Raw genomic sequence first — 23,666 nt, forward strand, 5'->3', positions numbered from 1 at the left:
GCAAACTGCCCGCCTTCCGGAAGGAACAAGATCCACATGCAAAACCTCAACGTTGGCCTCATCGGAGGCGGCTTCATGGGCAAGGCCCACTCCCTGGCCTATGCCGCCATGCCTATGTTCTTTTGGCCTGCACCGGCACTCCCGGTCCGCAAAGTCATCGCTGAAGCCAACCCGGATCTCGCCGCGGAAGCGGCCCGCCGCTTCGGGTTCGAGAACTCCACCGCAGACTGGCGCAGCATCATTGACGATCCAGACATCCACGTCGTAGACATCGCCACGCCCAACCATCTCCACGCCGAAATTGCCATCGCCGCCGCCGAAGCAGGCAAGCACATCATCTGCGAAAAGCCCTTGGCACGTACGGGCGAAGAATCCAAAGCGATGTACGACGCTGTCAAAGACAAGAACATCGTCCACATGGTCGCCTTCAACTACCGGCGCACCCCCGCAGTTGCCCTGGCAAAGAAATACATCGAGGAAGGGTCAATCGGACAAATCCTCAACTTCCGTGGCACCTACCTGCAGGACTGGAGCGCCGACCCCAACTCCCCGCTGTCCTGGCGCTTCCAGAAATCCATCGCAGGTTCCGGCGCCCTTGGCGACATCGCCACGCATGTCATTGACATGGCAAGGTACCTGGTCGGCGAGTTCAGCGCCGTCAATGCCGTCCTGTCGACCTGGATCCCGGAACGCCCCCTCCAGACCAGCGGGGCGGATGCGCTCGGCACCGTACGGGGCGGGGAAGGCCCGCGGGGCAAGGTTGACGTCGATGATGAAGTCATGACCATGATCCGCTTCGCAAACGGAGCCGTCGGATCCGTGGAGGCTACACGCAACGCCCATGGAAGGAACAACTACATCACCTTCGAAATCCATGGAACCGAAGGCAGCATCGTCTTCAACTACGAACGACGCGACGAACTGCAGGTCTGCTTCGCGTCCGACCAGGCTGATCGCCGCGGATTCCGCACCGTCTACACCGGCCCCGCACATCCCTACGGCGAAAATCTCTGGCCCATTCCTGCTCTCGGCATTGGCTACGGCGAAACGAAGATCATCGAGGCCTACGACTTCTTCAAAGCCATCGCAGAAGGCGGCAGCGTAAGCCCCAACTTTGCCGACGGTTACCAGGTCGCCCTCATCGACGACGCGATCGTCGAATCCGCTGCAAAAGAATCCTGGGTCGAGGTCCCGCAAATCAACGCTTGATCTGAGCACTCCGGGAGGGGCGGCGCCGAGCCGTCCCTCCCGCGGATTCAAACAAACACCCCAAGGACGGACAAATGCCAAACACCCTTCCAGCCCCGCAGGAGACGGATGAAGTTTGGCTTATGCCAGTCTTCATCGCCAAAGCAGGGCACGAAACCCACCTTCAAGAAGCACTCAGTGCCCTGCAGGCAGTAAGCCGAAAAGACCCTGGCTGCTTGGAGTACACAGTCTTTTCCGATGATCAGAGACCCGGTACGTTCGTCCTCATCGAGGGATGGGCTCGTCGAGAAGACCTCGCGGCTCATAACGAAGAGACCCATGTCAAGGACTTCGTGAAGGGATCGGAACTGCTGCTGGTCGGGCCGTTCTCCGTAACTCCCCTCACCCGTCTCAGCTGACCATTCACATTCACGCGGAAGGACGCCGAATGCCCCGCCCGTACACCCAGCTACGGCGTGCTCTGCTGGGCCAGGATGTCCGAGCGCTGCGTGGAGTTCTTGGCGCAGCAATCATTTAGCGGAGCGGCTGCCGTTCGCCGACGCTGACGGCACCGTGGGGCGTGACGTAGCTCCGCCGTCGTCGTTCTAACCGCGCCTGCTGACCCGGTGAAGGAAGCCGGGCTCCCTTAGCCCGATTGCACCGGGCACACGCGGCGACAAAATTCTGCAGGCTGGTGGATCCGCCCTTGGACCAGGGATAAAAGTGGTCGCCGTGCTCCGCGGGGCGGGAACACCGCCGCCGGAAGCCTGCTTCCATTTCACACTGCGCGCCGGCCCGGGCCATGCCCTCGCGGCGTTGCTGGCGGCTGAACCGCCTCACCGGGTCCCGGCGCCGGACATCCCGGGTGCGGAGAACCACCGCAATGATGACCAGGACCATAAGGAATGCTCCGGGCAGGGCAGCGGCAGCCAGTGCAGCGTCCATCATCCCCCGGAAAATGTCACCCACACCTGAGACTCCCGGGTGAGCTATGACCTTCGCCTTCGGAATGAAAGCCAGGGCGACAGAGACGCCCAACCACAACATGACAGCCGAGTATGCCAGACGCAGAGCCTGGCGGGTCCAGTAGATGCGCTTCAGTTCAAGCATTGCCCTACCCGATCAGTGCAAGGTACCCAGAACCGAATGGGCGATCAGCATGTCCAGGCGCCGAATGTCCGTCTTCTTGCCCACCTTGATCTTGATGTGGCCGGCCCGTGTCCACAGCTCCAATTCAGCGTCCAGGTCGAACGTCCCGGCATTCTCGGAGGACCACATGTTGCCATATCCGACCAGATGGGCACCACTAGGGCGCTGGATGGCACGCAGCGAGACAGTTGGGACGCTTTCAGTGTCTCTTGGAATTACCACCCGGATAGTGGGCTCAACGTAAATATCAGGGAAGCCGCGAGCTAACAGCGCGACGCTGGGGAAGCCCGCTACGCGCTAGCCTCTACTCCAATCGGCGGGAGCTTCCCGTCGCGGTAGGCAACGGTGCTGCGCTTGAAGATCCCGGCGAAGAGCGAGACGTCCACGCCCGTCACGCCGGGACGCGCCGCGATTCCTTCCATCACCCCGCGCAGCTCGGCGAGGCTCCGGGTGGCGGTCTGGACGAGGATGCGGCCCGAGACGTTGGCGGCCCACCGCGTCGCTGGCAGATCCGCGATGTACCGTCCAGCGGAGTCCAGCGCGGGGGCCCCGGCCCGTACGGTCAGCAGGCCTTCGACGGGATATCCGATCGACGCCGGGTCGAGGACCGCGCGCAGGTACACGGCACCGTCGGCGATGAGTGCCTCGAGCCGCCGGCTCGCGGTCGCCTTGGACACGCCCAGGCCGGCGGCCAGCTCCTCGATGGTGATCCGGCCATTGGCGCGCAGCAGCTCGGCGAAGTCCCGGTTCGGCTCGTCGAGGCGCGACTTGCCCAATTCCGCATACCGCGTGGCGAAATGCGGGAGTTCGGAGGGGCTGAGTGCCTCGTACTGCTCCGCGGTAAGGACATCCGGCCGCCAGCCCGAAACCGTGCGGTAGTACTCAAAGATCGGCTCGAGCGAGAGGTCCCTCACGCCGTCGAGCGCGGCGAGCTCGTCGTAAAGGAACGGACCTACAGCGTCCTGCTCAAGAAAGAGCTCCACGATGCACTCGCTTGCACCGGACAGCGCGCTGATCCAGTGCGTCTCGGGCCGCTCGGCGAGCCACGACCCCACCAACGAAACGGCGGATGGGGCGGCGGCGACGCGGAGCATGTAGAGGTCCACCGGCGCCAGCGCCGCGGGGCTCGGGAACGACTGCACGCGCACCTCCCCGGACGCGAGGAGCCTGTTGCCGCGGCGGGCCACGGTGCGCTCCTGCTGCCCAAGCACCTCGGCAATGAGCCGCCACGGCGCCCGGCCATTGCGGATGAGGGCTGCCACAATCTGGCGGTCAAGGTCGTCGAGCATGCGCTTCATCCTTCCATGTCCGGGGCCCTCGCCCCGGCAGGCTCCCGCTCATAGGGCGGAAGCACGACGGCGGGTGGGAACCCGCCGTCGTCCCTCACCTACTTGGCCAGGTACTCCAGCAGCACCGCCAACGCGGCGCCGGTGCCATTGACCACGGCGAGCTCGGCGTCAGGCGCGAACTGTGGCGAGTGGTTGCCGGCCGGGGCCTTGCCGTCGGTGAACGCCGCGGCGGGGAACGCGCCGAAGGCCCAGAAAACCACGGGGACGCCGATCGCGTCGCCGAGCCAGCCGGCGTCCTCCGAGCCCATGCCCAGCGGCGACTCAATGACGGCGTCCGGGCCGAAGCCGGCGGTCAGCGCGGCCGCGGCCCGCGCGGTGTGCCCGGCGTCGTTGAAGAGGCGCGGGAACCGGTTGATCTCCACAATCGCCGGCTCGTCGATGCCGGAGGCGGCGGCCTCGGCGGCGACGATGCGGCGGATCGAGCCCAGGACGTGGGCGCGGACGTCCTCGTCGGGTGTGCGGACATTGACGGAGAACTCGGCGGTCTCCGGGATGATGTTCTCCTTCAGGCCCGCGTGGAACGTGCCGACAGTCACCACGGCCGGCGTGATCGGGGCGAGTTCGCGCGAGACGATCGTCTGCAGGCGCAGGACCATCGAGGCCGCGGCCACGATCGGGTCAAGTGACTTCTCGGGCTGCGATCCGTGGGCCTGGCGGCCACGGACGGTGATCCGCCACGAATCCGCGAGGCTCGCCATGTTCCCGGCGCGCAGCCAGAACTTTCCCGCCTCCACGGGCATGACGTGCTGGGCGAGCACCACGTCGGGGCGCGGCGCGCGGTCCCAGAGGCCGTCGTCGACCATTGCCTTAGCACCCCAGGCTGTTTCCTCGCCGGGCTGGAAGAGGAGCACCACGGTCCCGTGCCACGCGTCGCGGTTCGCCGTGAGGTACTGCGCGGCGGCGAGGGCGGCGGTGATGTGGGTGTCGTGGCCGCAGCCGTGCATGGTGGGCGCTTCCTTGCCGTCGGGCAGGGTGCCGACGTCGGTGCTCGCGTAGTCCAGGCCGGTGTCCTCCGCGATGGGCAGGCCGTCCGTGTCCGCGCGGAAACCGACCACTGGCCCTTCGCCGTTGGTCAGGAGACCGACGACGCCGGTGCCGCCTGAGCGGAAGTGCTCGATTCCCAGCTCGGTCAGCCGGGCCTCGATCATTTCGGCGGTCCGGTGCTCCTCCGAGGACAGCTCCGGTGCCCGGTGGTAGCCCTTGTACATCTCGACGTGCTCGGCGACGAAGCCCGCGGGGACCTCGATGCCTGTGGCGAGGGCTACGGTGGCGGCGGTGTCAGTCATGATGGCCTTTCGTGTCAGTCAGGTTCGGTTGCGTTCGGCTCGCGGGGATCAGTGTCCGATGGACGACGGCGCTCCGGTGGCCGTGTCCACCTCGGTGCGCTTCCGCGCAAACCAGGCAACGATGATCACGGCGACGACGGAAACCGCGGTTGCGTAGTTGGTCAGCGCGGGCGCGAGCCGGATCACGCCGTAGACAACGATGGCCGAAACCACGGCGGCGATGATGGTGGTCCGCGCGTTCTTCATCGACACCACGGCCTGGACCGTGACGGCGCCGAAGACCGCGGCGAGGATGTAGAGGCGGGCCACTGCGATGAGCCCCGGCGGCAGAATACCCAGGAGCCATGTGCCGAGGAATCCCACGAAGACGATGAGCGAGAGGATGTGGACGGCCGCCGCGCCGATGATCGCGGCGCCGGCGATGAGCTCGGCCCGGCGCGTGCCCGGCTTCTCGCCGAGGTCCGTCTGGGCAATCAGCGCGGACGGGAGCAGCTTGTTGGCGATGTTGCCGATCATGAACGCCTGGTACATGGCGGAGCGCCCGAGGATGGGGTAGTAGGAGATCGGCTCCACCACGGCGATGATGCCGAACGTCGCGAAGACGATGCCGAACGCGGTCCACACCTCCTGGCCGGTGATGCCGAGGCCGGTGCCGAACGCGGCGAAGAGCGCGGCGGCGAGGGAGACGAGGAAGCCAAGGCCCAGGGTGATGGGGCCCCAGATTGATGTGGTGCGCTCGAACTGGGCAAGCCCGGTGAGGGATGCGGTCTTAGAGGACATGATCAGTACTCCTGGGCTACTTGGCGGTCACGAGGAAGGCGGCGGCGAGGGCCACGAAGATGGCGATGCCCAGGCCCCACTCGCGCAGCCATGGCTTGTCGAAATACTTGGCACCGGCGATGCACAGGCCCATCACCACCGCAGAGACAAGCAGCACGAGGACGTGGACCCCCGACTTGGTGGTCTCGGTGAACGCGAGCGTCATGAACGCGGCGAGGATCGCTGCCGTGGGGACCACGGTCATCACGGCCGGGTTGACCTTGCGCAGGGTCTTGTCGCCCTTGGCCAGGATGGGGGTGAGGATGAGCGCAGTGAGCATCCACACGAGTCCGCCGAGGGTCATCGCGGCGAAGCCGATCGCGAAGACCTTCTGGGTGTAGGTGGGGCCGCCCAGCTGCGCGCCCTGCGACTGGGCCGCCAGGCCTGCGGCGGCGACGTCGAACGCCGCGGAGCCGACGAGGCCGATGCGGGTCAGCACGGCCGGTGTGCTGAAGAGCGGCAAGAGTGAGACCGCGACGAGGGCGACGGCGAGCGAGGGGCCGATCGCGGCGATGCCGCCGCGGCGGACCGAGCCGATGACCTGCTCGTCTGTGAGGTTAACCGATCCGGCGGCCTTGCGGATGGCCCGGAGGTAGATGACGGACTGGAGCACGATGACCGCGAACACGGCTGCCGCGCAGATCCAGAGGACGGGGTGGAAAGACACGGGGCTGATGTCGGTCGAACCCGGGTCTACTGCGAAGCGGTGCATCCGCACTCCTAGAGGTTTCAGTGATGGGTCAGGTGTGATGTCGATCTAACATGTCTGTGATCTGCATCATTACCTATTTCAACCATGAAACGGCTTTGGATGTCCGAAAGTCAACCTTTTTTTTATATTCATGTCGATAAAGACGGGTGCTGGCCGGTCGGGCCGGTCCGTTCAGGAGTGTCCGGTCCGGGCAGATGTTGGATCCCGTCCCTCCAACGCTCTCCCACTTAATGCGGGTTTTTTTGCTGACGCTCTCTCACTATTGGATGCGCGCGGCGAAGCCCCCGGCCGGGCGGACATGGACGGGGGCTTCGACGGGCTCAATTCAGGAGGGCCGCCAGGAGCTAGCCCTTGGCCGCCAGCCCCGGCACCCCGTCCCGGATCTCAAACGAGGCCTTCGTGGAAACGGGTGCGCCCGGCGTCGTGACGTAGTCCAGGGTCCGGAAGTCTGCGGTCATCGCGTCCTTGGTGATCCTGGTGTTCACGTAGCCGCGGTTGTCGTTGTAGAACTTCAGGTGCGGGTTCCATGCCATCACAGGATCGGCCGTTGAGCCGTTGCCGTTGCCGGTGGAGGTGATGGAGGTGCACACGAGTTCGGAGCCGACCACTGGGGAGGCGGGGTTCTTGTAGTCCACCTTGACGTCGTTGGCCCAGTTGCGGTGCACATCACCGGTGAGGACCACGGCGTTACGGACGTTGGCGTCCACCCAGCCCTGGGTGATGCGGCGGCGGGAGGCGGCATAGCCGTCCCACCCGTCCATGGAGACGTCGTCGATCTCGGGCGCCTTGTTCCGGTCCCGCTCGGTGAAGAAGACCTGTTGGCCCAGGATGTCCCAGCGCTGGGTGGAGTTCTTGAACCCGTCCAGCAGCCATTTCTCCTGCTCGGCGCCGGTGATGGTGCGGTCCTCGGCCAGGCGCTCTGCCACGTTCTTCTTCCAGCCGTCACCGGCGAGCTGGTCGTCCCGGTATTGCCGGGTGTCCATCATGTGGAAGTTGGCCAGCTGGCCCCACTGCAGGTTGCGGTAGATCTTCATGTCGGCGCCTGCGGGCACGGTGGAGGCGCGCAGCGGCATGTTCTCGTAGTACGACTGGAACGCGGCGGCGCGGCGCTGCCGGAAGTGCTCGGTGGTGTCGTTGAGCTGGCCGGCGTCCTTGTTTTCCGGGACCTCGTCCGCCCAGTTGTTGTCCACCTCGTGGTCATCCCACACCACCAGCCACGGCGCGACCGCGTGCGCTGCCTGCAGATCGGCGTCGGCCTTGTACTGCGCGTGCCGCTGCCGGTACCCGGCCAGGCTGACGGTCTCCGGACCTGCGTGGTCGCGCGGGTTGCCGCCGCCGATCACGTAGCTGTCCTTCTTGTACTCGTACAGGTAGTCGCCCAGGTGCAGCACCAGGTCCGGGTGGTCCTGCGCCAGCCGCTGGTAGGCGGTGAAGTAGCCGTGCTCGTACTGCGCGCAGCTGGCGAACGCCATGGCCAGCGCCGCCGGCGTCTCGTGCGGCGCCGGGCTGGTCAGGGTGCGCCCCACCGGGCTGATGTGCTTGCCGGTGCGGAACCGGTAGAAGTACTCGCGCCCCGGGCGCAGTCCCTTCAGCTCCACGTGGACGGAGTGCGCGGTTTCGATCCGGGCATGTTCGACGCCGCGGGCTACTACGGTGCGCATGCTCGCGTCCTCTGCGACTTCCCACTGCACAGCGACGTTGCGGGAGGGCATGCCGCCCAGGCCGTCCTCGGCCACCGGGTCCACCGCCAGCCGGGTCCAGATGACGAAGCCGTCCGGCCACGGCTCGCCGGAGGCGATGCCCAGCATGAACGGATCGGTGCGGAGGCCGGCGTCGTCCGCTGTTGACGTAGCGAACGCGGCAACCGGGAGGGCGGCGACGAGACCGGCGCCAAGGCCGGCGGAAAGGAGGGATCTGCGTGAAATGTTGTCCATGGGTTCGACCATAGGGAGGCCGGTTGGACGGGTCTTGATGGCGATGTGAATACGCGGTTAACTGCGTGACAAGGATTGTTGAGTCCGGTCTATGTTCGGCGGGAACTTTAGAACTTTCCATACCGGGCGCGGGCCATCGAGTAGGCGCCGTAGCAGATCAGCCCGGCCGCGATGGCGGCGAGCAGGAACCCTCCGTACGGCTGGGAGCCCAGGGTTTTCAGCCCGCCGTCCAGGCCCGAGGATTTAGACGGATCGGCGGTGGCTGCGGCAATGATGATCAAAACCCCGACGACGGCGAGGACCACTCCCTTGGCGGCGTAGCCGATGGTTCCGATCCACTCGACGGCCGTCCGGGCGTTGCCTGGGTCCTGCAGGTCTTCCATGAACTTCCGGCTGATGCCGCGGTAGGCATAGAAGACGCCAACTGCGACGATTGCGAGGCCAACTGCCACCAGCAGCACTACTCCGGCAGGCGCTGCCATTAATTTGGCCGTGAAGTCAGTGGCCGACTGGCTGGAGTTCTTGCTGCCGCCCGAGGCGAAGACCGCGAAGATAAAGGCCAGGAAGCCGAAGACTACGGCCTTCCCTGCCGCCGCGCCTGCCTTTTGCATCTTCTTCTTCGAATCCGCTTCAATGCGGGCCTCTAAGAAGGCCTCGCTGACCATCCACAGCGCCAGGGCCCCGCACGCCCCGGACCCGGCCCAGAGCAGTAGCGGGCCGCCCGGTTTCGAGGCGATCGAACCGATGGCGCCGGACTGGTCGGCCTGGCCGCCCTGCCCCCTGTCGATCCGTAGGGCGATGACGCCAATCAAGATGTGGACGAGACCGATGAAGACGTATCCGGCGCGGGCCAAGGCCTGTAAGGCTGGGCTTCGGCTTGCTGAGGCCGCTTCGGATGCTGCCCGGTTAGCTTTGTCTGAGGCACTACCCATGGCCGGCCCTTCCCAACGTCCACATGCTCTTAAGTTGCCCGTTCAGCAGCGCCAGCCCGGCAGCATCGCGGAATGCTTCAGTCTAGATCCGGGCGCGCCGTCAAAACAGATGCGGAGGTGTTTTTGAATCATGAGGCCGGGCAGGAAGTCTCCGTCCTTGCGGGCCGGCGAGCCAAAGGAGCGTTGTTCCATCCACCGAAAGGGTATCTTTGGGCTGGGGGGCCGTACCGGTCAAGTCCTACACCGGTGTCCGGGTTTGCCCGCGGCCAGGCCGAGCAGCAGCACGTCTCCGGTGTCAGCGTCCGACGGCAGTGACGCCGTCATCATGACTGAGGAGAGTGACTGGTGAGCAACGCCGGTGAATGGACTGCCACGCTCAAGGCATTCCACGAGAAGCAACTGGACCGTCCCCGCCGTGTGTACCGGCTCGGCAAGACAAAGGTCATCTTTTCGGGTGGCCATGCCGCATGCACTGTGGGCGCAGCAGTCTTGGCGTCATGGCTGGATTTCCCTACCTTGGCGTTTTGGATTGCCATCGCCATCGGGTTTGTGGCCGGAAAGTACCTCTTCCCGGTACCAAGGAGCAGCGTGGCGAGCCGATATGGGTCCAGGGAGCTGGCCCGGAAATCTCCCGGCGATCTGGACTCCATGACACCGACGGAGATCAAGGCCTACCAGTACAACGCCCAGTTCATCCAAAAGGGCGTTACCCCTTTGGAACTGGGGACCGAAGAGGCACTTGGCCGCCAATCTGAGGAAGTCAGGACGGTGTCCCTCGCGGCGGGCGTCGACGCCGGGTTGTTGGCGCACCTGTCCCTCGCCGATGTCAGGGAATACGGGCGGACTGCCGACCGTCACGATCTGCTGAAGCGGCGGTGGCTCAGCTACGAGGTGGACCCGCAGTTGCAGTTCGATTACCCCGCCATGTCCGATATGGCACTCCCGACGACAGCGGCCATGATCCGGGCCATGCACGCCGCCGACCAGCAGCGAACCACAGGTAGCCCGGCCGGCTACAAGCAGGCTGTGGACAGGTTTTCCCAGTCCTTGGCGGAGGCGGAACGGGCGGCCGGGGTTCCCTAAAGTAGTCGCCGCGCCAGCTGCCGGGGTGCTCGTGCTCCAGGGCTGGCCGGACTTAGGTTGCTACCGTCCGATCAGATCAGCCAGGACCTGGGCCTCGCTGATGCCGGCGGCTTTGGTGGCCGTCAACAACGTCAGCCTTTGGGCCTTGGCAAGCTCGCGCAGATGGTCAAGCGCCTGCCTCCGGGCCGGAGCTTCAAGCTCGCCCTTGTAGCGCTGGGCAAATTCGTGGAACTTGGCAGGGTCGTGGCCGTACCATTTGCGCAGCTCCGTTGACGGGGAGACGTCCTTGCACCACTCGTCGAGTGCCGCCTTGGCCTTGGTCATCCCGCGGGGCCAGATGCGGTCCACCAGAACCCTCGTGCCGTCGTCGTCCCTGGCCGCGTCATAGACCCTGCGCGCCTGAACATCCGTTGTGGTCGACACTTCCATCCTCCTCTCCGACATGCTTTAGGTCAGGGTGATGACGCAGAGATCAGGTTCAACAAAGGGGAGCAGCCGTACCTCCGGCGGACCGCCGCCGTCGTGGTCACCGTCGAGCAGTTGTTGCACGAGTCCGAGGTGGACCGAACATACAACCTGCGGGTGCCGCCTTGCGGCGTCGCGGAAGGGGCACGCCCGCAACCGGACGGCGTCACCTTCCTGCGCAGGGTCGAAGCCGAGCCGGTCAAGGACTTCAAGGAGCCCGCTGCGCCGATCGACGGAGCCGGAGCGTTCGGCCAGGAGCCCGCGCGCCCAGCCGCGGCCGGCTGTGATGGCGCTGCTGCGGCCCTGGTCCGCGTCCGTGCCTGCGAGGGCTCCGGCGAGCACTTCGATCAGCTGCTCCCGTGAACCCTCTGCGCCCTCGGCTTCGTGGACGGCCGTGTACAGCACGCGCGGGCGGCCGCGGCGCCTGTCACCGCCGGGTTCGCGCCGGACAAGGCGCGCCTCTTCCAGCTGGTCGAGGTGGAACCGGACGGTGGAAACATGCAGTTCCAGCACGCTGGCGATGCCCTGCGCATCCAGGGACTCGGCGGAGCCGGCCAGGATGTCGAGGACGCGACGCCGCGTGGGCGATGCCAGAGCGGCGTGGTAGGTCCCGTTTGTCACGGTGCCGCCCGGAGCTGAACGCCCGGCATGTGGCGCCGCTTTAGATCCCGCGGGCATCCGCCGGTTCCTCCTCGCGGGTCCGGCGCGGCCTCAGGGTCTCGAAATCGCTGCCGGAACGGCCTTGAAGCCGCCGGTGGATGGACCCGGCGATGCGCATGGCCTGGACCTTGGCAAGCTCGGCTTTCTCGCCCGCGAAGTGCGCGTCAACGTTCTCAATCCACAAGCTCAGCCACCGCTCGAAGTGTTCCTGATGCAACGGAAAACGGGCGTTCAGGTCCAGATGCACCTGCAGGGCGTTGCGCCGGTAGAGGCCGGAACGGAAGAGCACGGTCTCCCAGAAGTCGCACATGATCGGTAGGTGCCGGGCGAGATCCATCTTGGCGATCCGGGTGAAGATGGGTCCGATCAGCGGGTCGGCGAAGGCGCGCCGGTAGAACTCCTCAACCAGCTTGGCAACATCCGACCGGTCCTTCAGGTCTCCGTTCATGGTCCAAGTGTAAGCGAATAAAAATGTTGGTGTTAGTTTTAAAGCACATTCGAGAGCATGGAGGATGAATGATGGCTGCAGTCCCCGACCGCGACCCTGGCATGAACAGGGTCCCGGAACGGGCCGGTTACGCGGCCGGCGTCGGCTTTATTGTGCTCGGCGGCCTGGTCGCCGCCGTCACCGGCCCCCTGCACTTCGACCGCGGCAGCTGGCTTGCCGCCTACCTGGTGCTCGTCTGCGGCGTGGCCCAATGTGCCATCGGCAGGCAGCGCCTCGTGCTCGGAGCCGCACAGCTCCCAGTGGCACGGCAGTGGGTGCTGTTCTACTGCTGGAACGTCGGCAACGCCCTGGTGGTCACCGGTGCGCTGGTTTCCATTCCGGTCATCACCGATGCGGGCGGCTTGCTGCTGGCGGCCGGGCTGGTGCTCGCTGTCGCCGGAACCCGGCAGCCGCGGCGGCCCGCCGCGGCCGTGCTCGTTCGGGCTTTCTACCTCGTACTTCTTGTCAGCATCCCTGTCGGACTGGTCCTGGCCCATCTGCGCGCCGGATCCAGCTGAGGACGTCTCCTCTGGAAGGCAGGCAGGCCATTCCACCCGGACCGAAGGTCCCTACCGCACTTCACCATCCGGTGCGAGGATGTCCCAGTGCTTCCGGGTGCCCATAAGCCCGGGCCCCTGCGAGGACACCCACGTTCACCGAATGGAAGGATCCACCATGAAGGCAGCTCGTTTCCACGCCCGCAAGGACATCCGCATCGAGGACATCCCGGAGCCGGAGATCCGGCCCGGGGCAGTGAAGATCGACGTCGCGTGGTGCGGCATCTGCGGCACGGACCTGCACGAATACCTGGAGGGCCCCATCTTCGTCCCCGCGCCCGGGCATCGGCACCCGCTCTCCCACGAGGAAGCCCCGGTGACCCTCGGGCACGAATTTTCCGGGACTCTGTCTGAAGTCGGAGAAGGGGTGGAGGGGCTCGCGGTGGGGGACAACGTCGTCGTCGAACCGTACTTCGTGGACGGCGACTGCGACATGTGCCAGGCGGGCAGCTACCACCTGTGCCGGCAGATGGGCTTCATCGGGCTCGACGGCGGCGGGGGAGGGCTGAGCGAGAAGATTGTGGTGGACCAGCGGTGGGTGCATCCCATCGGCGATATTCCCCTGGACGAGGCCGCGCTGATCGAACCGCTGTCCGTGGCACACCATGCCGTGGCCCGCAGCGGCGCGAAGGCCGGCGACGTCGCCGTGGTGGGCGGATCGGGGCCCATCGGGCTGCTCACGGCGGCCGTCCTCAAAGGCATGGGCGTCACCACCATCATCAGCGAACTCACTCAGGCCCGGAAGGAGAAGGCCACCTCCAGCGGAGTTGCGGACCACGTGCTGGACCCGAGCCAGGAGGACGTTCCGGCGCGGGTGCGCGAACTCACCGGCGGAACGGGTGCCGACGTCGCGTTCGAGTGCGCCGGCGTAAACGCCGTGCTGGACACCATGCTCGACGCCGTCCGGCCGGGTGCCGTGGTGGTCAACGTCTCAATCTGGGGTGCTCCGGCCACGGTGGACATGCAGAAGCTGGTGCTGAAGGAGATCGACCTCCGCGGCACCATCGCCTACGTCCGCGACCATCCGGCCGTCATCAAGATGGTGCAGGAGGGCAAGGTGGACCTGAAGCCCTTTATCACCGGCCGGATCGCGCTGGATGACCTGGTGGAGCAGGGCTTCGACACCCTCATCAATCACAAGGACACGGCGGTCAAGGTGCTGGTGCATCCGTAAGGGACAGCCGTTTCAACCGTCCCATCGGCGAGGTAGCCCGGCCTTAAGGAGTGCCTCAATAAGAGCGGGTTTGGGGCCTTGCGTTCGGCAGGAGTCGGGTCCTAACTGGTGAAAGGTACTCCAGTCCTGCCGCCCGGCAGGAGAGGGTTCCTGCCGGACTGACGGGTACCGGTGACCCGGGCCTGCCTGGCGGCTCCATCCAGCCAAGACGGAGGAAAAGTTCGATGTTCGCCAGAATCAGCACCTACAAGACCAGCCCCGATACGCTCAGGAACGCACCAGCGGACGACATCATCACCAAGGTGCTCCAGCTTCCGGGGTGCAGGGGAATCTATTATCTGAACGGCAAGGAGACCGACAAGGCCCTCTCCATTACGCTGTGGGACACCGAGGAAGCGATGGTTGCCACCCGGCAGGACGCAACCAAGATCCGCCAGGAGACCAGCGAGGCGGACAACACGCAAATCGTCTCCGTGGAGGAATTCGAAGTGACCGCCAACAGCCTCAACAACTGAAGGCCGAAGAAGCGCTCTGATGGGCAGCGGCCCTTCCAAAAAGTTGTTGCGGGGGCCCATGAGCAGGCGGAGAATTGCCTCACTGGCGGGGTTCCATCTCCTTCCCCGCCGTGGGCATCGAGGCCCCGCCGGCGTTGTTCAGCGGCACCCGCCACGCAAAGCACCACCGTCCCATAGGAGATGAAATGCCAAATCTAGTTCGCATGAGCCTGGATTCGCCCGAGGAGACCCGCCCCTTCGAAGGTGATAAAGGCCAGCTTCAACTCGTCAACATGGAAAAGGGCGCCGTTGGCCGCGCCACGTTCCTGCCCGGATGGCGCTGGTCCGAGCACGTCAAGCCGATCGCCAAAACGGAGAGCTGCCAAGCATCCCATATGGGGTACTTCGTTTCCGGCCGGATGAAAGTGGTCATGGACGACGGCGAAGAGATGGAATACGGGCCCGGCGACTTCGGCATCATGGCCCCAGGGCATGACGCCTGGATACTGGGAGACGAGCCCTGCGTGGTCATCGACTGGCAGGGATTCGCCGACTACGCCAAACGCTGAAGCACCAAGGTTCCTCTTGGCGTCACCTCGGCATTGTGTTCATAACCTCAAACTGAAGCCGCTCCCTCAAAGGGGCGGCTTCTGTCAGCCCGCGCCAGGGCTGCGGGCCCCTTCTTCTTTCTCTTCGCCTTACCGGCGACCATGGGGCGCAATCTTTCCGGGACTTACCTGGGCGCGGAAAGAAAAGGCAAGCTCCAGCTGCGTGGCGGACCTTTTGGATATCGGTGCGTAATGACTTTGGCAACAGCACCTAGGAGATGCCACCCGCCACCGGACTTAAGGCCCTGTTTCGGGAGGCAGGTCCGGCGTAAGTTGCAGGTGGGCCCACAAAACCGGGCCCGCACTCAGAGGGGGCATCATGACCAGGCCCAGGCTGTCGGCGTTCAGCGTTCTTGGGGTCTGCGCCCTGTTCGCGCTCGCAGGGTGTTTCGGCCCGCCGACCCCGGCGCCCACGAGTAGCTCCGGCGCCCCCACCTCGTTAGCCACCTCGTCCGCCGCGCCGAGCGCGACCGAAAGCAACAGCGCGACGGCGGGCCCGACTGCGTCGACCAGCGCACCGGTGACCGCACCCCCGACGGCGACCGCCCCGCCGTCGTCCGCTACCGCGAGCCCGGAACCGACGCCGGAGCCTACGTTTACGGGGTTCCCGGAGCAGGTCGCCCCGCTGGCGGTCTACTACGTGGCCATCGGCGACAACGGGATCTCGGGGCCCAGGATCGGCTGCGGTGACAGCCTCGTCGTTACGTCCACTGCCCCGGTCCGCTTCACGGATCAGGTTGGCCCCAGCATCGGGGTGTTGCTCGCAAACAAGAGCCGCGACGTCGGCATGTCGGGGCTCGTGAACGTGCTGTACCAGTCGAGCCTCACGTACCTCGGCGGCGAGCTGGACGGCAGCACCATCACCATCTACCTCTCCGGGCAGTTCATGCTCGGAGGCGTGTGTGACATCCCGCGCGCGAAGGCGCAGCTGGAGTACACCGCCATGGCTGCGTCCGCGGCCACGAGCGCACGGGTGTTCGTCAACGGCCGGCCGATCGATGAGGTGCTCAGCCTCAAGTAGGACAGGTCAACATTCAGCAGGGCTGCCGCAGGCCAGCCGTCATTGCTGCTAAGTCCGTCATGACTTGGACGGCGTCTGCATTTGAAAGCCCGTTGTCATGGCAGAGGGACCGCCAGGTCCAGAAGGAAACCGAATGGGCGACGACCGCGGGCAACCGGCCGCCGTCTGTTTCCGGAAACGGCTCCAGGAGCCGTCCGCAGAAAAGGGTGTTGCGCTTTTCGAGCTCTGCGCGGTGCCTTTCCGGAAGGGCGGCCCAATCGGCATAGATGCGTCTGAGCATCGGCTCGCCGTCACGATAAAACCGGTAGAGGTCCGTCAGGCCTGCGTGCAGGCGCTTTAGCGGGTCCGCGAGCTCGGACCAAGCAGCCGGGTCCGGCAGTTGCTGCTGTGATAGCCAATGTGCCGAACAGGCAGAGAACAACGCGTCGTCATCGGCAAAATGCCGGTAGACCGTCAGGCGAGTCACCCCGGCCTGCTCGGCCACGCCCGCAATGGTGGTCCGGGCTGGGCCGACCGATCCATGGAGGGCGACCGCCGCATCCACGATCCGCTGACGCGTCGTTTCCACTTGCTCGGCACGCTTGTCCATCTGGTAGCGACGGGATTTCGTTGAACTACCCTGTTCACTCAAACTGTTGACACCGGTCCTCGGTCGGCTGGATAATTTCGCTATACACCATTGTATATCGAAATAGGAAGGGTGGAATGTCATGGACGCTGAGGAGGCTCCGCGGCTTACTGTCGTGCAGCCAGGAGGAGGACGGCAGGGCAGTCTCGGAACAATCGGGGTTGTCTTCAAGTTGTTCGGCGAACATACCAACCAGCAGATCTCCATCGTGGAGCACCCGTTCCCGGTGGGGGCTTTGGTTCCGCCGCATCTGCACACGCGTGAGGATGAGTATTCGATCGTCCTCGAAGGCGAGATTGGATTCCGCTCCGGTGAGCGGGAGGCAGTGCTGGGGGCCGGTGGCTACATCACCAAGCCACGGGGCGAGCTGCACACCATGTGGAACGCGGGCAAAGTCCCGGCGCGGATGATCGAAGTGATCAGTCCTGCCGGGTTCGAGCATTTCTTCTGGGGGCTGGCCGATCAGCTTGAATCCGGGAACCCGCCGGACCCGGAAGCCATCGGTAAACTGGCAGCCGAATACGGTCTCCAGTTCGGCGAGGCGCCGTGGCTGCCCGGCATCATCGCCCGTTACGGCCTGAACCCCCCGATGGGCTAGGGGAAGGGCCCCGGGCGTCCTACGGGTGCGACCTCGGCGATTGCGTGATCGTTGCTCTAGGGCATATAACCGTAAAGGCTGCTCCGCTCGTCCCCGGCTGTTCCAGGCCCTGAGGGATCTGACGTACGGCTTCTGCGGCCCCGAACCTTTTCATGAAGGAGAAGTTATGCATCTTTTGCCCCGGGAGCAGGAAAAACTCATGATCGTTGTTGCCGCCGACCTCGCGCGTCGCCGGCAGGCCCGGGGCCTGAAACTGAACTTCCCCGAGGCCGTGGCCCTCATCAGTTACGAACTGATTGAAGGTGCGCGTGACGGCCGGACCGTGGCGGACCTGATGAGCTACGGAACCACGCTGCTCACCCGCGATGACGTCATGGAGGGGGTGCCCGAGATGATCCATGACGTCCAGATCGAGGCCACGTTCCCGGACGGCACCAAGCTCGTCACCGTTCACGATCCCATCCGATAGGAGCACGCCCATGATTCCCGGAGAATACGTCCTCAGGTCCGAACCCGTGACACTGAATTCGGGGCGCGAGGCGATCGACGTCGTGGTCACCAACACCGGTGACCGGCCCGTCCAGGTGGGCTCGCACTTTCACTTTGCAGAGGCGAACTCGGCACTGGACTTCGACAGGACCGCCGCATACGGCCGCCGGCTGGACATCCCTGCAGGCACCGCCGCCCGCTTCGAGCCCGGCGACAGCAGGTCTGTCCGGCTGATCGAACTCGCCGGCAACCGCGAGGTCTACGGGCTGAGTAACGCCGTCAACGGGCCACTCGGCAAGACCGAAGGAGCAAACAAATGAGCCTCCAAATTCCCCGCAAGCAGTACGCGGACCTCTACGGCCCGACGACGGGTGATGCCATCCGCCTGGCTGACACGGACCTGTTCCTTGAGATCGAGAAGGACCTCACCGTCTATGGCGAGGAAGTAGTGTTCGGCGGCGGCAAGGTGATCCGTGACGGCATGGGCCAGAACGGCCAGGTGACGCGGGACGGGAACGTCCAGGGCGCAGGCGTTCCGGACACTGTCATCACCAACGCCGTCATCCTGGACTACACGGGCATCTACAAGGCCGACGTCGCCCTCAAGGACGGCCACATCTTTAAGATCGGCAAGGCCGGCAACCCACAGATCAGCGACGGTGTGGACATCGTGATCGGAGCCAGCACCGAAATCATCTCCGGTGAGCGGAAGATCCTCACCGCCGGCGGCATCGATACGCACATCCACTTCATCTCCCCGGACCAGGTCCCCACCGCACTCTGCAGCGGGATCACCACCATGGTGGGCGGCGGCACCGGCCCGGCCGAAGGCACCAAAGCCACCACCATTACGCCGGGCAAATGGCACATCCAGCGCATGTTGCAGGCGGTGGAGGGGCTTCCCATCAACATCGGGCTGTTCGGCAAGGGCCACGCGTCCGCCGTCGAGCCTTTGGCTGAGCAGATCCGGGCAGGCGCCGTGGGGCTGAAGGTCCACGAGGACTGGGGCGCCACCACCTCCTCCATCGACACCTCGCTGAAGGTGGCCGACGAGTACGACGTCCAGGTGGCCATCCACACCGACACCCTTAACGAGTGCGGCTTTGTGGAGGACACCATCCGCGCCATCGACGGCCGGGTCATCCACACCTTCCACACCGAGGGTGCCGGCGGGGGCCACGCGCCGGACATCATCAAGATCGCCGGCCTGCCCAACGTCCTGCCGGCCTCCACCAACCCGACGCTTCCGTACACGCGCAACACCATCGAAGAGCACCTGGACATGCTCATGGTGTGCCACCACCTCAGCCCGGCCATCCCCGAGGACGTGGCGTTCGCAGACTCCCGCATCCGCGCCGAGACCATCGCCGCCGAGGACGTCCTCCAGGACCTGGGCATCTTCGCCATCACCTCCTCCGACTCGCAGGCCATGGGCCGCGTGGGCGAGGTGGTGACACGGACCTGGCAGGTGGCGGACAAGATGAAGAGGCAGCGCGGCGTGCTCAAGGATCCCGACGGCGGTACCCACGGTGCTGCGAACGGTGCAGGGGCGGAGAGCGACAACTTCCGCCTCAAGCGCTACGTCGCCAAATACACCATCAACCCAGCGATTGCCCAGGGCATGGCGGACTCCATCGGCTCGGTTGAAGTGGGGAAGTTCGCGGACCTGGTGCTCTGGGACCCCGCGTTCTTCGGCGTCAAACCCGAAGTGGTGCTCAAGGGCGGCCAGATCGCCTACGCCCTGATGGGTGACTCCAACGGCTCCATCCCCACCCCGCAGCCCCGCACCATGCGGCCGATGTTCGCCACCTTGGGGAAGGCGCTGCAACAGTCATCCATTACGTTCCTGTCCAAGGCAGCGATCGAGGCCGGCGTACCGGGGGAATTGGGCCTGGAGAAGGTCATCCGGCCGGTCTCCGGCATCCGCTCCCTCACCAAGGCGGACCTCAAGTACAACGATGCGACGCCGGACATCCAGGTGGACCCGGAAACCTACAAAGTGACTGTCGACGGCGAGGACGTCACCTGCGAACCGTCCGACGTCCTGCCAATGGCCCAGCGCTACTTCCTCTTCTAGGAGCGAATTTGTGATTATCGAAAAGGTCCTGGGCAACCTGCACGAGCTGCCGCCGAATTCGGGGGAGTATGCGGGCCTGCACCGCGAGAAGGTGGTCCTGCCCAGCGCCGAGCTGGTCAAGCGGATCCAGCGCGTCACCACCGACCATGGCAAGGAGATCGGCATCCGCCTGCCCGCAGGTTCTGCTGACCTGCGGGACGGTGACATCCTGCATGTGGCCGACAAGAACATGATTGTGGTGTCCGTGCTGCCCACTGACGTCCTGGTGATCGCACCGAGGTCCATCCATGAGATGGGAATCGTGGCGCACTCCCTGGGCAACCGGCACCTGCAGGCCCAGTTCTTCGACGCCGGGTCCGAGTACGGGGCCGAGGTCATGGTCTGCGCCTACGACCACACCGTGGAGGATTACCTCAAACACGTCGGAGTTCCCTACGACCGGCAGGAACGCGTCATGCCTGTTCCTTTCCGCCATGCCGAACACTCGCACTAGCTACCGGCTTGCGCTCCAGCAGCTGACGGACTCCGCGCTTCCGACGGGGGCGTTTGCGCACTCGCTGGGGTTCGAGACGTACATCGAGCGCGGGCTGATCCACGACGCCGACTCGTTTGGGCACTGGCTCACCGCCTTTATCGGCCAGCAGCTCACCTACTCCGACGGGATGGCCATCCGCCTGCTCTACGAGGGAACTCCTGCCGCGGAGCTGGATGCCGTACTCACGGCGCAGCTCCTTCCCCGGCAGGTGCGCGAGGCCAGCATCACCATGGGCGGCAGGTTGCTGGAGATCGGCTCCCAGGTCTTCCCTTCGCCTGAGCTGGCGGAGTACAGCGACCTGGTGACCACAGGCCGCGCCGCAGGCCACCAGCCGTTGGCGTTCGCCGTCGTCGCCCGTTCCCTCGGCGTGCCGCCGGCGGAGGCGCTCGCCGCGTACCTGTTCGCCGCCGTCACGTCGCTGACTCAGAACGCGGTTCGGGCCATTCCGCTCGGCCAGAACGCCGGGCAGCGGCTGCTCGGGAGAGCGGCCGACGACGTCGCTGCCGCCGTCGAGCGGATCGGGCACCTGACGCCGGACGACTTCGGGGCCATGACCCCCGGATTGGAAATTTCGCAGATGCGGCACGAGCGGCAACGTGCCCGCATGTTCATGAGCTAACAGGAGGACACCATGACTGAACCCATCATTATCGGTATCGGCGGTCCGGTGGGCGCCGGTAAAACCCAGCTGGTGGAGCGGCTGACCCGCCACATGAGCGGTGAGATCTCCATGGCCGCCATCACCAACGACATCTACACCATCGAAGACGCCAAAATCCTGGCGGCGAACGGGATCCTCCCGGAGGACAGAATCATCGGCGTCGAAACCGGCGGCTGCCCGCACACCGCCATCCGCGAAGACACCTCCATGAACACGGCGGCCATCAAGGAACTCAAGGCCCGACACCCAGACCTCCAGGTCATCTTCGTCGAATCCGGCGGCGACAACCTCTCCGCCACCTTCAGCCCCGAACTCGTCGACTTCTCCATCTACATCATCGACGTGGCCCAGGGCGAAAAGATCCCCCGGAAGGCGGGCCAGGGCATGATCAAGTCCGACCTCTTCATCATCAACAAAACCGACCTCGCCCCCCACGTCGGCGCCGACCTGTCCGTCATGGAACGGGACTCCAAGGAATTCCGCGGTGACAAGCCGTTCTGCTTCACCAACCTGAAGACGGACGAAGGGCTGGATGCCGTGGTCAACTGGGTCCGGCGCGACGTCCTGATGCTCGACCTGGCAACATGAGCACGACGGCGGCCGTAATCCCTCCGGCGGCTTCACCGGATATTGGGGGCCGTGCCCGCTTCGCGGTGCCCACCACGCCGCGGCCCCCAATATCCGGCTCCGCCGCCTCTGCGCTTGACTCACCTCGCGGGGTGCTTGAGCTCGTCATCACCCAACGCCGCGGAAGATCCATTGCTTCCCGGCAATTTCATCAGGGCGCTTTGCGAGTCCTTCGGCCGCACTATCTCGATGAGTCCGGGCAGGTTTGTTATGTCATGGTCAACCCTGGCGGAGCGTACTTGGGGGCGGACCTTTTCCTTATTGACGTGGAAGTCCAGGAGGGGGCTTCTTTGTTGTTGACTACACAGTCGGCGACCAAGGTTTATCGGACTCCGGGGTCTTTTGCTGAGCAGCGGATGACCCTTCGGCTGGGGGACGGCGCGCAGTTGGAGCTGGCGCCGGATCAGCTCATTGCCTATCGCGAGGCGCGCTATCGGCAACATACGCACGTAACTTTGCGCCCGACGTCGAGCCTGATCATGGCTGAAGTGGTGACTCCCGGCTGGTCCCCGGATGGTTCCTCGTTCAAGTACGAGGAACTGCGGCTCAGGAATGAGATCCACGTCGCCGGCCCCAACGGCACGCACTTGCTGGCGCTGGACAACCTGCTCATCCGGCCCCCGCTGGGCGATGTCACCGGGATGGGCTTCATGGAGGGCTTCAGCCACCTGGGCTCGCTGATCGTAGTAGACCGACGGGTGGACCAGGCCCTCGCGGATGAACTCCACACGCTGACCGCAGGATACGACGCCCACACCGGCGTGTCCTTGACGGCCAAGGCTGCCGGGACGGCGGGGCTCGTTCTGCGGTCCCTGTCCAATAGCACCGGGGAACTCAACCGCCTCCTGCAAGCCTGCACCGGGTTGCTGCGCGAACGCTGGTACGGGCAGTCGCCCCTGAACCTCCGGAAGTACTGATGGCCACGCTTGGCGATTTCGCTGTCATGTACCGGCAACGCGAGCAGCTGCCGGCGAAGACCCGCGTGCTCGTCGTTGCCGGTGCCGTCATCCTGCTCCACTGCACCGCCGTCGTGCTGCTGGTGATCGGCAGTGCCGCAGCTCAGCCGCTTGCGCTGGGGCTGGTCCTCACCGCCTACTTAGCCGGAGTTAAGCACAGCTACGACTGGGACCATGTGTCCGCCATCGATAACTCCACCCGCAGATTCGTGGCGCAGCACAAAGACCCTGTCAGCGTGGGATTTGCCTTCAGCCTGGGCCACAGCTCTGTGGTGGTGTTGGCTGGCCTGCTGGTGGTGTCCGGCGTCGCACTGGCGGGGCAGCTGATGGAAACGGGCACCACCGGCAACCTGGTGCTGGCGCTCATCGGCAGCGCAGTATCCGGACTCTTCCTGCTGTTCATGGGCATCTTCAACGGCTCGGCCTTCCTCAAAGCAGCCCAGGCGTACCGGAAGGCTGCCAGAGGAGGGGATGTCCACGAGGAGGATTTGGAGTCCCATGGGTTCATGGCCCGGCTTTTAGCCAAACCCCTGGCCAAGGTGGAGCGCCCCCGGAACATCTACCTGATTGGCTTCCTGTTCGGTTTAGGCTTCGACACAGCAACCACCATCGGCCTGCTGGTCATGACCACCGCCGCCACGCTCGCCGGAGTCTCGCCACTCGCCCTGATGACCATTCCGCTGGCGTTCGCGGCAGCCATGACCCTGTGCGACTCCCTGAACGGGATCGCCATGATGCGCTTGTACAAGTCAGCCATGGAAAACCCCCAACGCCGGCTTGGGTTCAACGCCGTGATCACCGGATTATCCTCGCTGTCCGCACTGCTCGTTGCAGTCATCACGCTGGGCGGGCTGGTCAACGCTTTGGGGCTGGACCAGCCCGCCATCACGTGGCTTGCCGGAATCGACCTTGGGGATGCCGGGCTGGCTCTGGTTGCTGTGTTTGCCGCTGTGTGGGTTGGTGCCGTTCTGCTGAGGCGGCGACATGCCACATGAGGGCCAAGCGATCCTGAACAACATTTCCCCCTGACTCCTCGGCTACTCCGGAGTCCTGACGACGGCCATTGCCCTGGCTGCGGTGTTTGTGCGCGGCACCTGGCAACCCTGGGTTGCCGCCGTCGTTGGCGTCGTTGTTTCTTCGGTGCTTGCCTGGCTGATGGGCCTGACGGCGCTTCCCG

Annotated in this window: 29 protein-coding genes and 1 pseudogene; 17 read left to right on the top strand and 13 right to left on the bottom strand. The window is 65.1% G+C overall.

Annotated elements, in window-relative coordinates:
• The first annotated feature begins 36 nt into the window (after nucleotides 1–36).
• A complete protein-coding gene (locus AB4Y73_RS09655; RefSeq protein ID WP_441871213.1) occupies nucleotides 37–1,209 on the top strand; it encodes a Gfo/Idh/MocA family protein in 1,173 nt (390 codons plus the stop codon).
• Between the two features lie 74 nt (nucleotides 1,210–1,283).
• Nucleotides 1,284–1,607: a putative quinol monooxygenase gene (locus AB4Y73_RS09660; RefSeq protein WP_441871214.1), complete on the top strand. Its 324-nt coding sequence runs from the start codon at nucleotides 1,284–1,286 to the stop codon at nucleotides 1,605–1,607.
• A gap of 115 nt (nucleotides 1,608–1,722) precedes the next feature.
• Here the strand turns inward: AB4Y73_RS09660 and AB4Y73_RS09665 are convergent, their stop codons facing one another.
• From AB4Y73_RS09665 to AB4Y73_RS09705, 9 genes and pseudogenes are all read right to left on the bottom strand, one after another.
• Nucleotides 1,723–2,298 (bottom strand): HNH endonuclease, encoded by a 576-nt coding sequence (locus tag AB4Y73_RS09665; protein ID WP_441871215.1) that lies wholly within the window; start codon nucleotides 2,296–2,298, stop codon nucleotides 1,723–1,725.
• Nucleotides 2,299–2,310: 12 nt separating this feature from the next.
• Nucleotides 2,311–2,469, bottom strand: a pseudogene (locus AB4Y73_RS09670) (PH domain-containing protein); the annotation flags it as partial.
• 158 nt (nucleotides 2,470–2,627) lie between these two features.
• Nucleotides 2,628–3,626 (bottom strand): Lrp/AsnC family transcriptional regulator, encoded by a 999-nt coding sequence (locus AB4Y73_RS09675; protein ID WP_441871216.1) that lies wholly within the window; start codon nucleotides 3,624–3,626, stop codon nucleotides 2,628–2,630.
• Between the two features lie 98 nt (nucleotides 3,627–3,724).
• Nucleotides 3,725–4,972 carry an amidohydrolase gene (locus AB4Y73_RS09680; protein ID WP_441871217.1) on the bottom strand — a complete coding sequence of 416 codons (1,248 nt, stop codon included), beginning with the start codon at nucleotides 4,970–4,972 and terminating at the stop codon, nucleotides 3,725–3,727.
• Between the two features lie 48 nt (nucleotides 4,973–5,020).
• On the bottom strand, nucleotides 5,021–5,752 hold the full coding sequence (locus tag AB4Y73_RS09685) for a hypothetical protein (RefSeq protein ID WP_441871218.1): 732 nt from the start codon (nucleotides 5,750–5,752) through the stop codon (nucleotides 5,021–5,023).
• Between the two features lie 16 nt (nucleotides 5,753–5,768).
• Complete coding sequence (locus tag AB4Y73_RS09690) at nucleotides 5,769–6,503, bottom strand: DUF5058 family protein (protein ID WP_441871219.1); 735 nt, start codon at nucleotides 6,501–6,503, stop codon at nucleotides 5,769–5,771.
• Between the two features lie 344 nt (nucleotides 6,504–6,847).
• Complete coding sequence (locus tag AB4Y73_RS09695) at nucleotides 6,848–8,437, bottom strand: alkaline phosphatase D family protein (protein WP_441871220.1); 1,590 nt, start codon at nucleotides 8,435–8,437, stop codon at nucleotides 6,848–6,850.
• Nucleotides 8,438–8,544: 107 nt separating this feature from the next.
• Nucleotides 8,545–9,291: a DUF1206 domain-containing protein gene (locus AB4Y73_RS09700; protein WP_441871221.1), complete on the bottom strand. Its 747-nt coding sequence runs from the start codon at nucleotides 9,289–9,291 to the stop codon at nucleotides 8,545–8,547.
• A gap of 120 nt (nucleotides 9,292–9,411) precedes the next feature.
• Nucleotides 9,412–9,561, bottom strand: a complete 150-nt coding sequence (locus tag AB4Y73_RS09705; RefSeq protein ID WP_441871222.1) for a hypothetical protein — start codon at nucleotides 9,559–9,561, stop codon at nucleotides 9,412–9,414.
• A 153-nt stretch (nucleotides 9,562–9,714) separates the two neighbouring features.
• On the opposite strand from AB4Y73_RS09705, the gene AB4Y73_RS09710 reads away from it, so the two are divergent.
• Nucleotides 9,715–10,452: a hypothetical protein gene (locus tag AB4Y73_RS09710; protein WP_441871223.1), complete on the top strand. Its 738-nt coding sequence runs from the start codon at nucleotides 9,715–9,717 to the stop codon at nucleotides 10,450–10,452.
• A 60-nt stretch (nucleotides 10,453–10,512) separates the two neighbouring features.
• Here the strand turns inward: AB4Y73_RS09710 and AB4Y73_RS09715 are convergent, their stop codons facing one another.
• From AB4Y73_RS09715 to AB4Y73_RS09725, 3 genes are read right to left on the bottom strand one after another with little or no spacing between them, the layout of a single operon-like run.
• Nucleotides 10,513–10,875: a DUF488 domain-containing protein gene (locus AB4Y73_RS09715; RefSeq protein ID WP_441871224.1), complete on the bottom strand. Its 363-nt coding sequence runs from the start codon at nucleotides 10,873–10,875 to the stop codon at nucleotides 10,513–10,515.
• 24 nt (nucleotides 10,876–10,899) lie between these two features.
• Nucleotides 10,900–11,538: a helix-turn-helix transcriptional regulator gene (locus AB4Y73_RS09720; protein ID WP_441871225.1), complete on the bottom strand. Its 639-nt coding sequence runs from the start codon at nucleotides 11,536–11,538 to the stop codon at nucleotides 10,900–10,902.
• A 40-nt stretch (nucleotides 11,539–11,578) separates the two neighbouring features.
• Nucleotides 11,579–12,025 carry a group III truncated hemoglobin gene (locus tag AB4Y73_RS09725; RefSeq protein ID WP_441871226.1) on the bottom strand — a complete coding sequence of 149 codons (447 nt, stop codon included), beginning with the start codon at nucleotides 12,023–12,025 and terminating at the stop codon, nucleotides 11,579–11,581.
• Between the two features lie 68 nt (nucleotides 12,026–12,093).
• Between AB4Y73_RS09725 and AB4Y73_RS09730 the strand changes: the two genes are divergently transcribed.
• The 5 genes from AB4Y73_RS09730 to AB4Y73_RS09750 all read left to right on the top strand — a co-directional run bounded on the left by AB4Y73_RS09730 (nucleotide 12,094) and on the right by AB4Y73_RS09750 (nucleotide 15,918).
• Nucleotides 12,094–12,582, top strand: coding sequence for a hypothetical protein (locus AB4Y73_RS09730; protein ID WP_441871227.1), 489 nt, complete (start codon nucleotides 12,094–12,096; stop codon nucleotides 12,580–12,582).
• A 157-nt stretch (nucleotides 12,583–12,739) separates the two neighbouring features.
• Nucleotides 12,740–13,795: a 2,3-butanediol dehydrogenase gene (locus AB4Y73_RS09735; RefSeq protein ID WP_441871228.1), complete on the top strand. Its 1,056-nt coding sequence runs from the start codon at nucleotides 12,740–12,742 to the stop codon at nucleotides 13,793–13,795.
• A 224-nt stretch (nucleotides 13,796–14,019) separates the two neighbouring features.
• Nucleotides 14,020–14,310, top strand: a complete 291-nt coding sequence (locus AB4Y73_RS09740) for a hypothetical protein (RefSeq protein ID WP_441871229.1) — start codon at nucleotides 14,020–14,022, stop codon at nucleotides 14,308–14,310.
• A gap of 185 nt (nucleotides 14,311–14,495) precedes the next feature.
• Nucleotides 14,496–14,858 (top strand): cupin domain-containing protein, encoded by a 363-nt coding sequence (locus AB4Y73_RS09745; RefSeq protein ID WP_441871230.1) that lies wholly within the window; start codon nucleotides 14,496–14,498, stop codon nucleotides 14,856–14,858.
• 358 nt (nucleotides 14,859–15,216) lie between these two features.
• Nucleotides 15,217–15,918 carry a hypothetical protein gene (locus AB4Y73_RS09750; protein ID WP_441871231.1) on the top strand — a complete coding sequence of 234 codons (702 nt, stop codon included), beginning with the start codon at nucleotides 15,217–15,219 and terminating at the stop codon, nucleotides 15,916–15,918.
• 13 nt (nucleotides 15,919–15,931) lie between these two features.
• On the opposite strand, the gene AB4Y73_RS09755 is transcribed toward AB4Y73_RS09750, so the two are convergent.
• On the bottom strand, nucleotides 15,932–16,549 hold the full coding sequence (locus AB4Y73_RS09755) for a TetR/AcrR family transcriptional regulator (protein ID WP_441871232.1): 618 nt from the start codon (nucleotides 16,547–16,549) through the stop codon (nucleotides 15,932–15,934).
• Nucleotides 16,550–16,628: 79 nt separating this feature from the next.
• Between AB4Y73_RS09755 and AB4Y73_RS09760 the strand changes: the two genes are divergently transcribed.
• From AB4Y73_RS09760 to AB4Y73_RS09800, 9 genes are all read left to right on the top strand, one after another.
• On the top strand, nucleotides 16,629–17,144 hold the full coding sequence (locus AB4Y73_RS09760) for a cupin domain-containing protein (protein WP_441871233.1): 516 nt from the start codon (nucleotides 16,629–16,631) through the stop codon (nucleotides 17,142–17,144).
• Nucleotides 17,145–17,310: 166 nt separating this feature from the next.
• Complete coding sequence (locus AB4Y73_RS09765; RefSeq protein ID WP_441871234.1) at nucleotides 17,311–17,613, top strand: urease subunit gamma; 303 nt, start codon at nucleotides 17,311–17,313, stop codon at nucleotides 17,611–17,613.
• Nucleotides 17,614–17,623: 10 nt separating this feature from the next.
• A complete protein-coding gene (locus AB4Y73_RS09770; protein WP_441871235.1) occupies nucleotides 17,624–17,953 on the top strand; it encodes an urease subunit beta in 330 nt (109 codons plus the stop codon).
• The gene (gene ureC, locus AB4Y73_RS09775) at nucleotides 17,950–19,710 is read left to right on the top strand and encodes an urease subunit alpha (RefSeq protein WP_441871236.1); all 1,761 of its coding nucleotides are present in this window, start codon (nucleotides 17,950–17,952) and stop codon (nucleotides 19,708–19,710) included. The genes AB4Y73_RS09770 and ureC overlap by 4 nt, the downstream gene beginning before the upstream one ends.
• Nucleotides 19,711–19,720: 10 nt before the next feature.
• On the top strand, nucleotides 19,721–20,203 hold the full coding sequence (ureE, locus tag AB4Y73_RS09780; RefSeq protein WP_441871237.1) for an urease accessory protein UreE: 483 nt from the start codon (nucleotides 19,721–19,723) through the stop codon (nucleotides 20,201–20,203).
• Entirely contained in the window at nucleotides 20,184–20,864 is a 681-nt protein-coding gene (locus AB4Y73_RS09785) for an urease accessory protein UreF (RefSeq protein ID WP_441871238.1), read from the top strand. The genes ureE and AB4Y73_RS09785 overlap by 20 nt, the downstream gene beginning before the upstream one ends.
• Before the next feature lie 12 nt (nucleotides 20,865–20,876).
• Nucleotides 20,877–21,494, top strand: a complete 618-nt coding sequence (gene ureG / locus AB4Y73_RS09790; protein WP_441871239.1) for an urease accessory protein UreG — start codon at nucleotides 20,877–20,879, stop codon at nucleotides 21,492–21,494.
• The gene (locus AB4Y73_RS09795) at nucleotides 21,491–22,450 is read left to right on the top strand and encodes an urease accessory protein UreD (protein WP_441871240.1); all 960 of its coding nucleotides are present in this window, start codon (nucleotides 21,491–21,493) and stop codon (nucleotides 22,448–22,450) included. Before ureG ends, AB4Y73_RS09795 begins: the two co-directional genes overlap by 4 nt.
• Nucleotides 22,450–23,484 (top strand): HoxN/HupN/NixA family nickel/cobalt transporter, encoded by a 1,035-nt coding sequence (locus tag AB4Y73_RS09800; RefSeq protein ID WP_441871241.1) that lies wholly within the window; start codon nucleotides 22,450–22,452, stop codon nucleotides 23,482–23,484. Before AB4Y73_RS09795 ends, AB4Y73_RS09800 begins: the two co-directional genes overlap by 1 nt.
• Nucleotides 23,485–23,666: the final 182 nt, after the last annotated feature.

The organism is Pseudarthrobacter sp. TAF60_1 (assembly GCF_052113505.1).
Classification (GTDB): domain Bacteria; phylum Actinomycetota; class Actinomycetes; order Actinomycetales; family Micrococcaceae; genus Arthrobacter.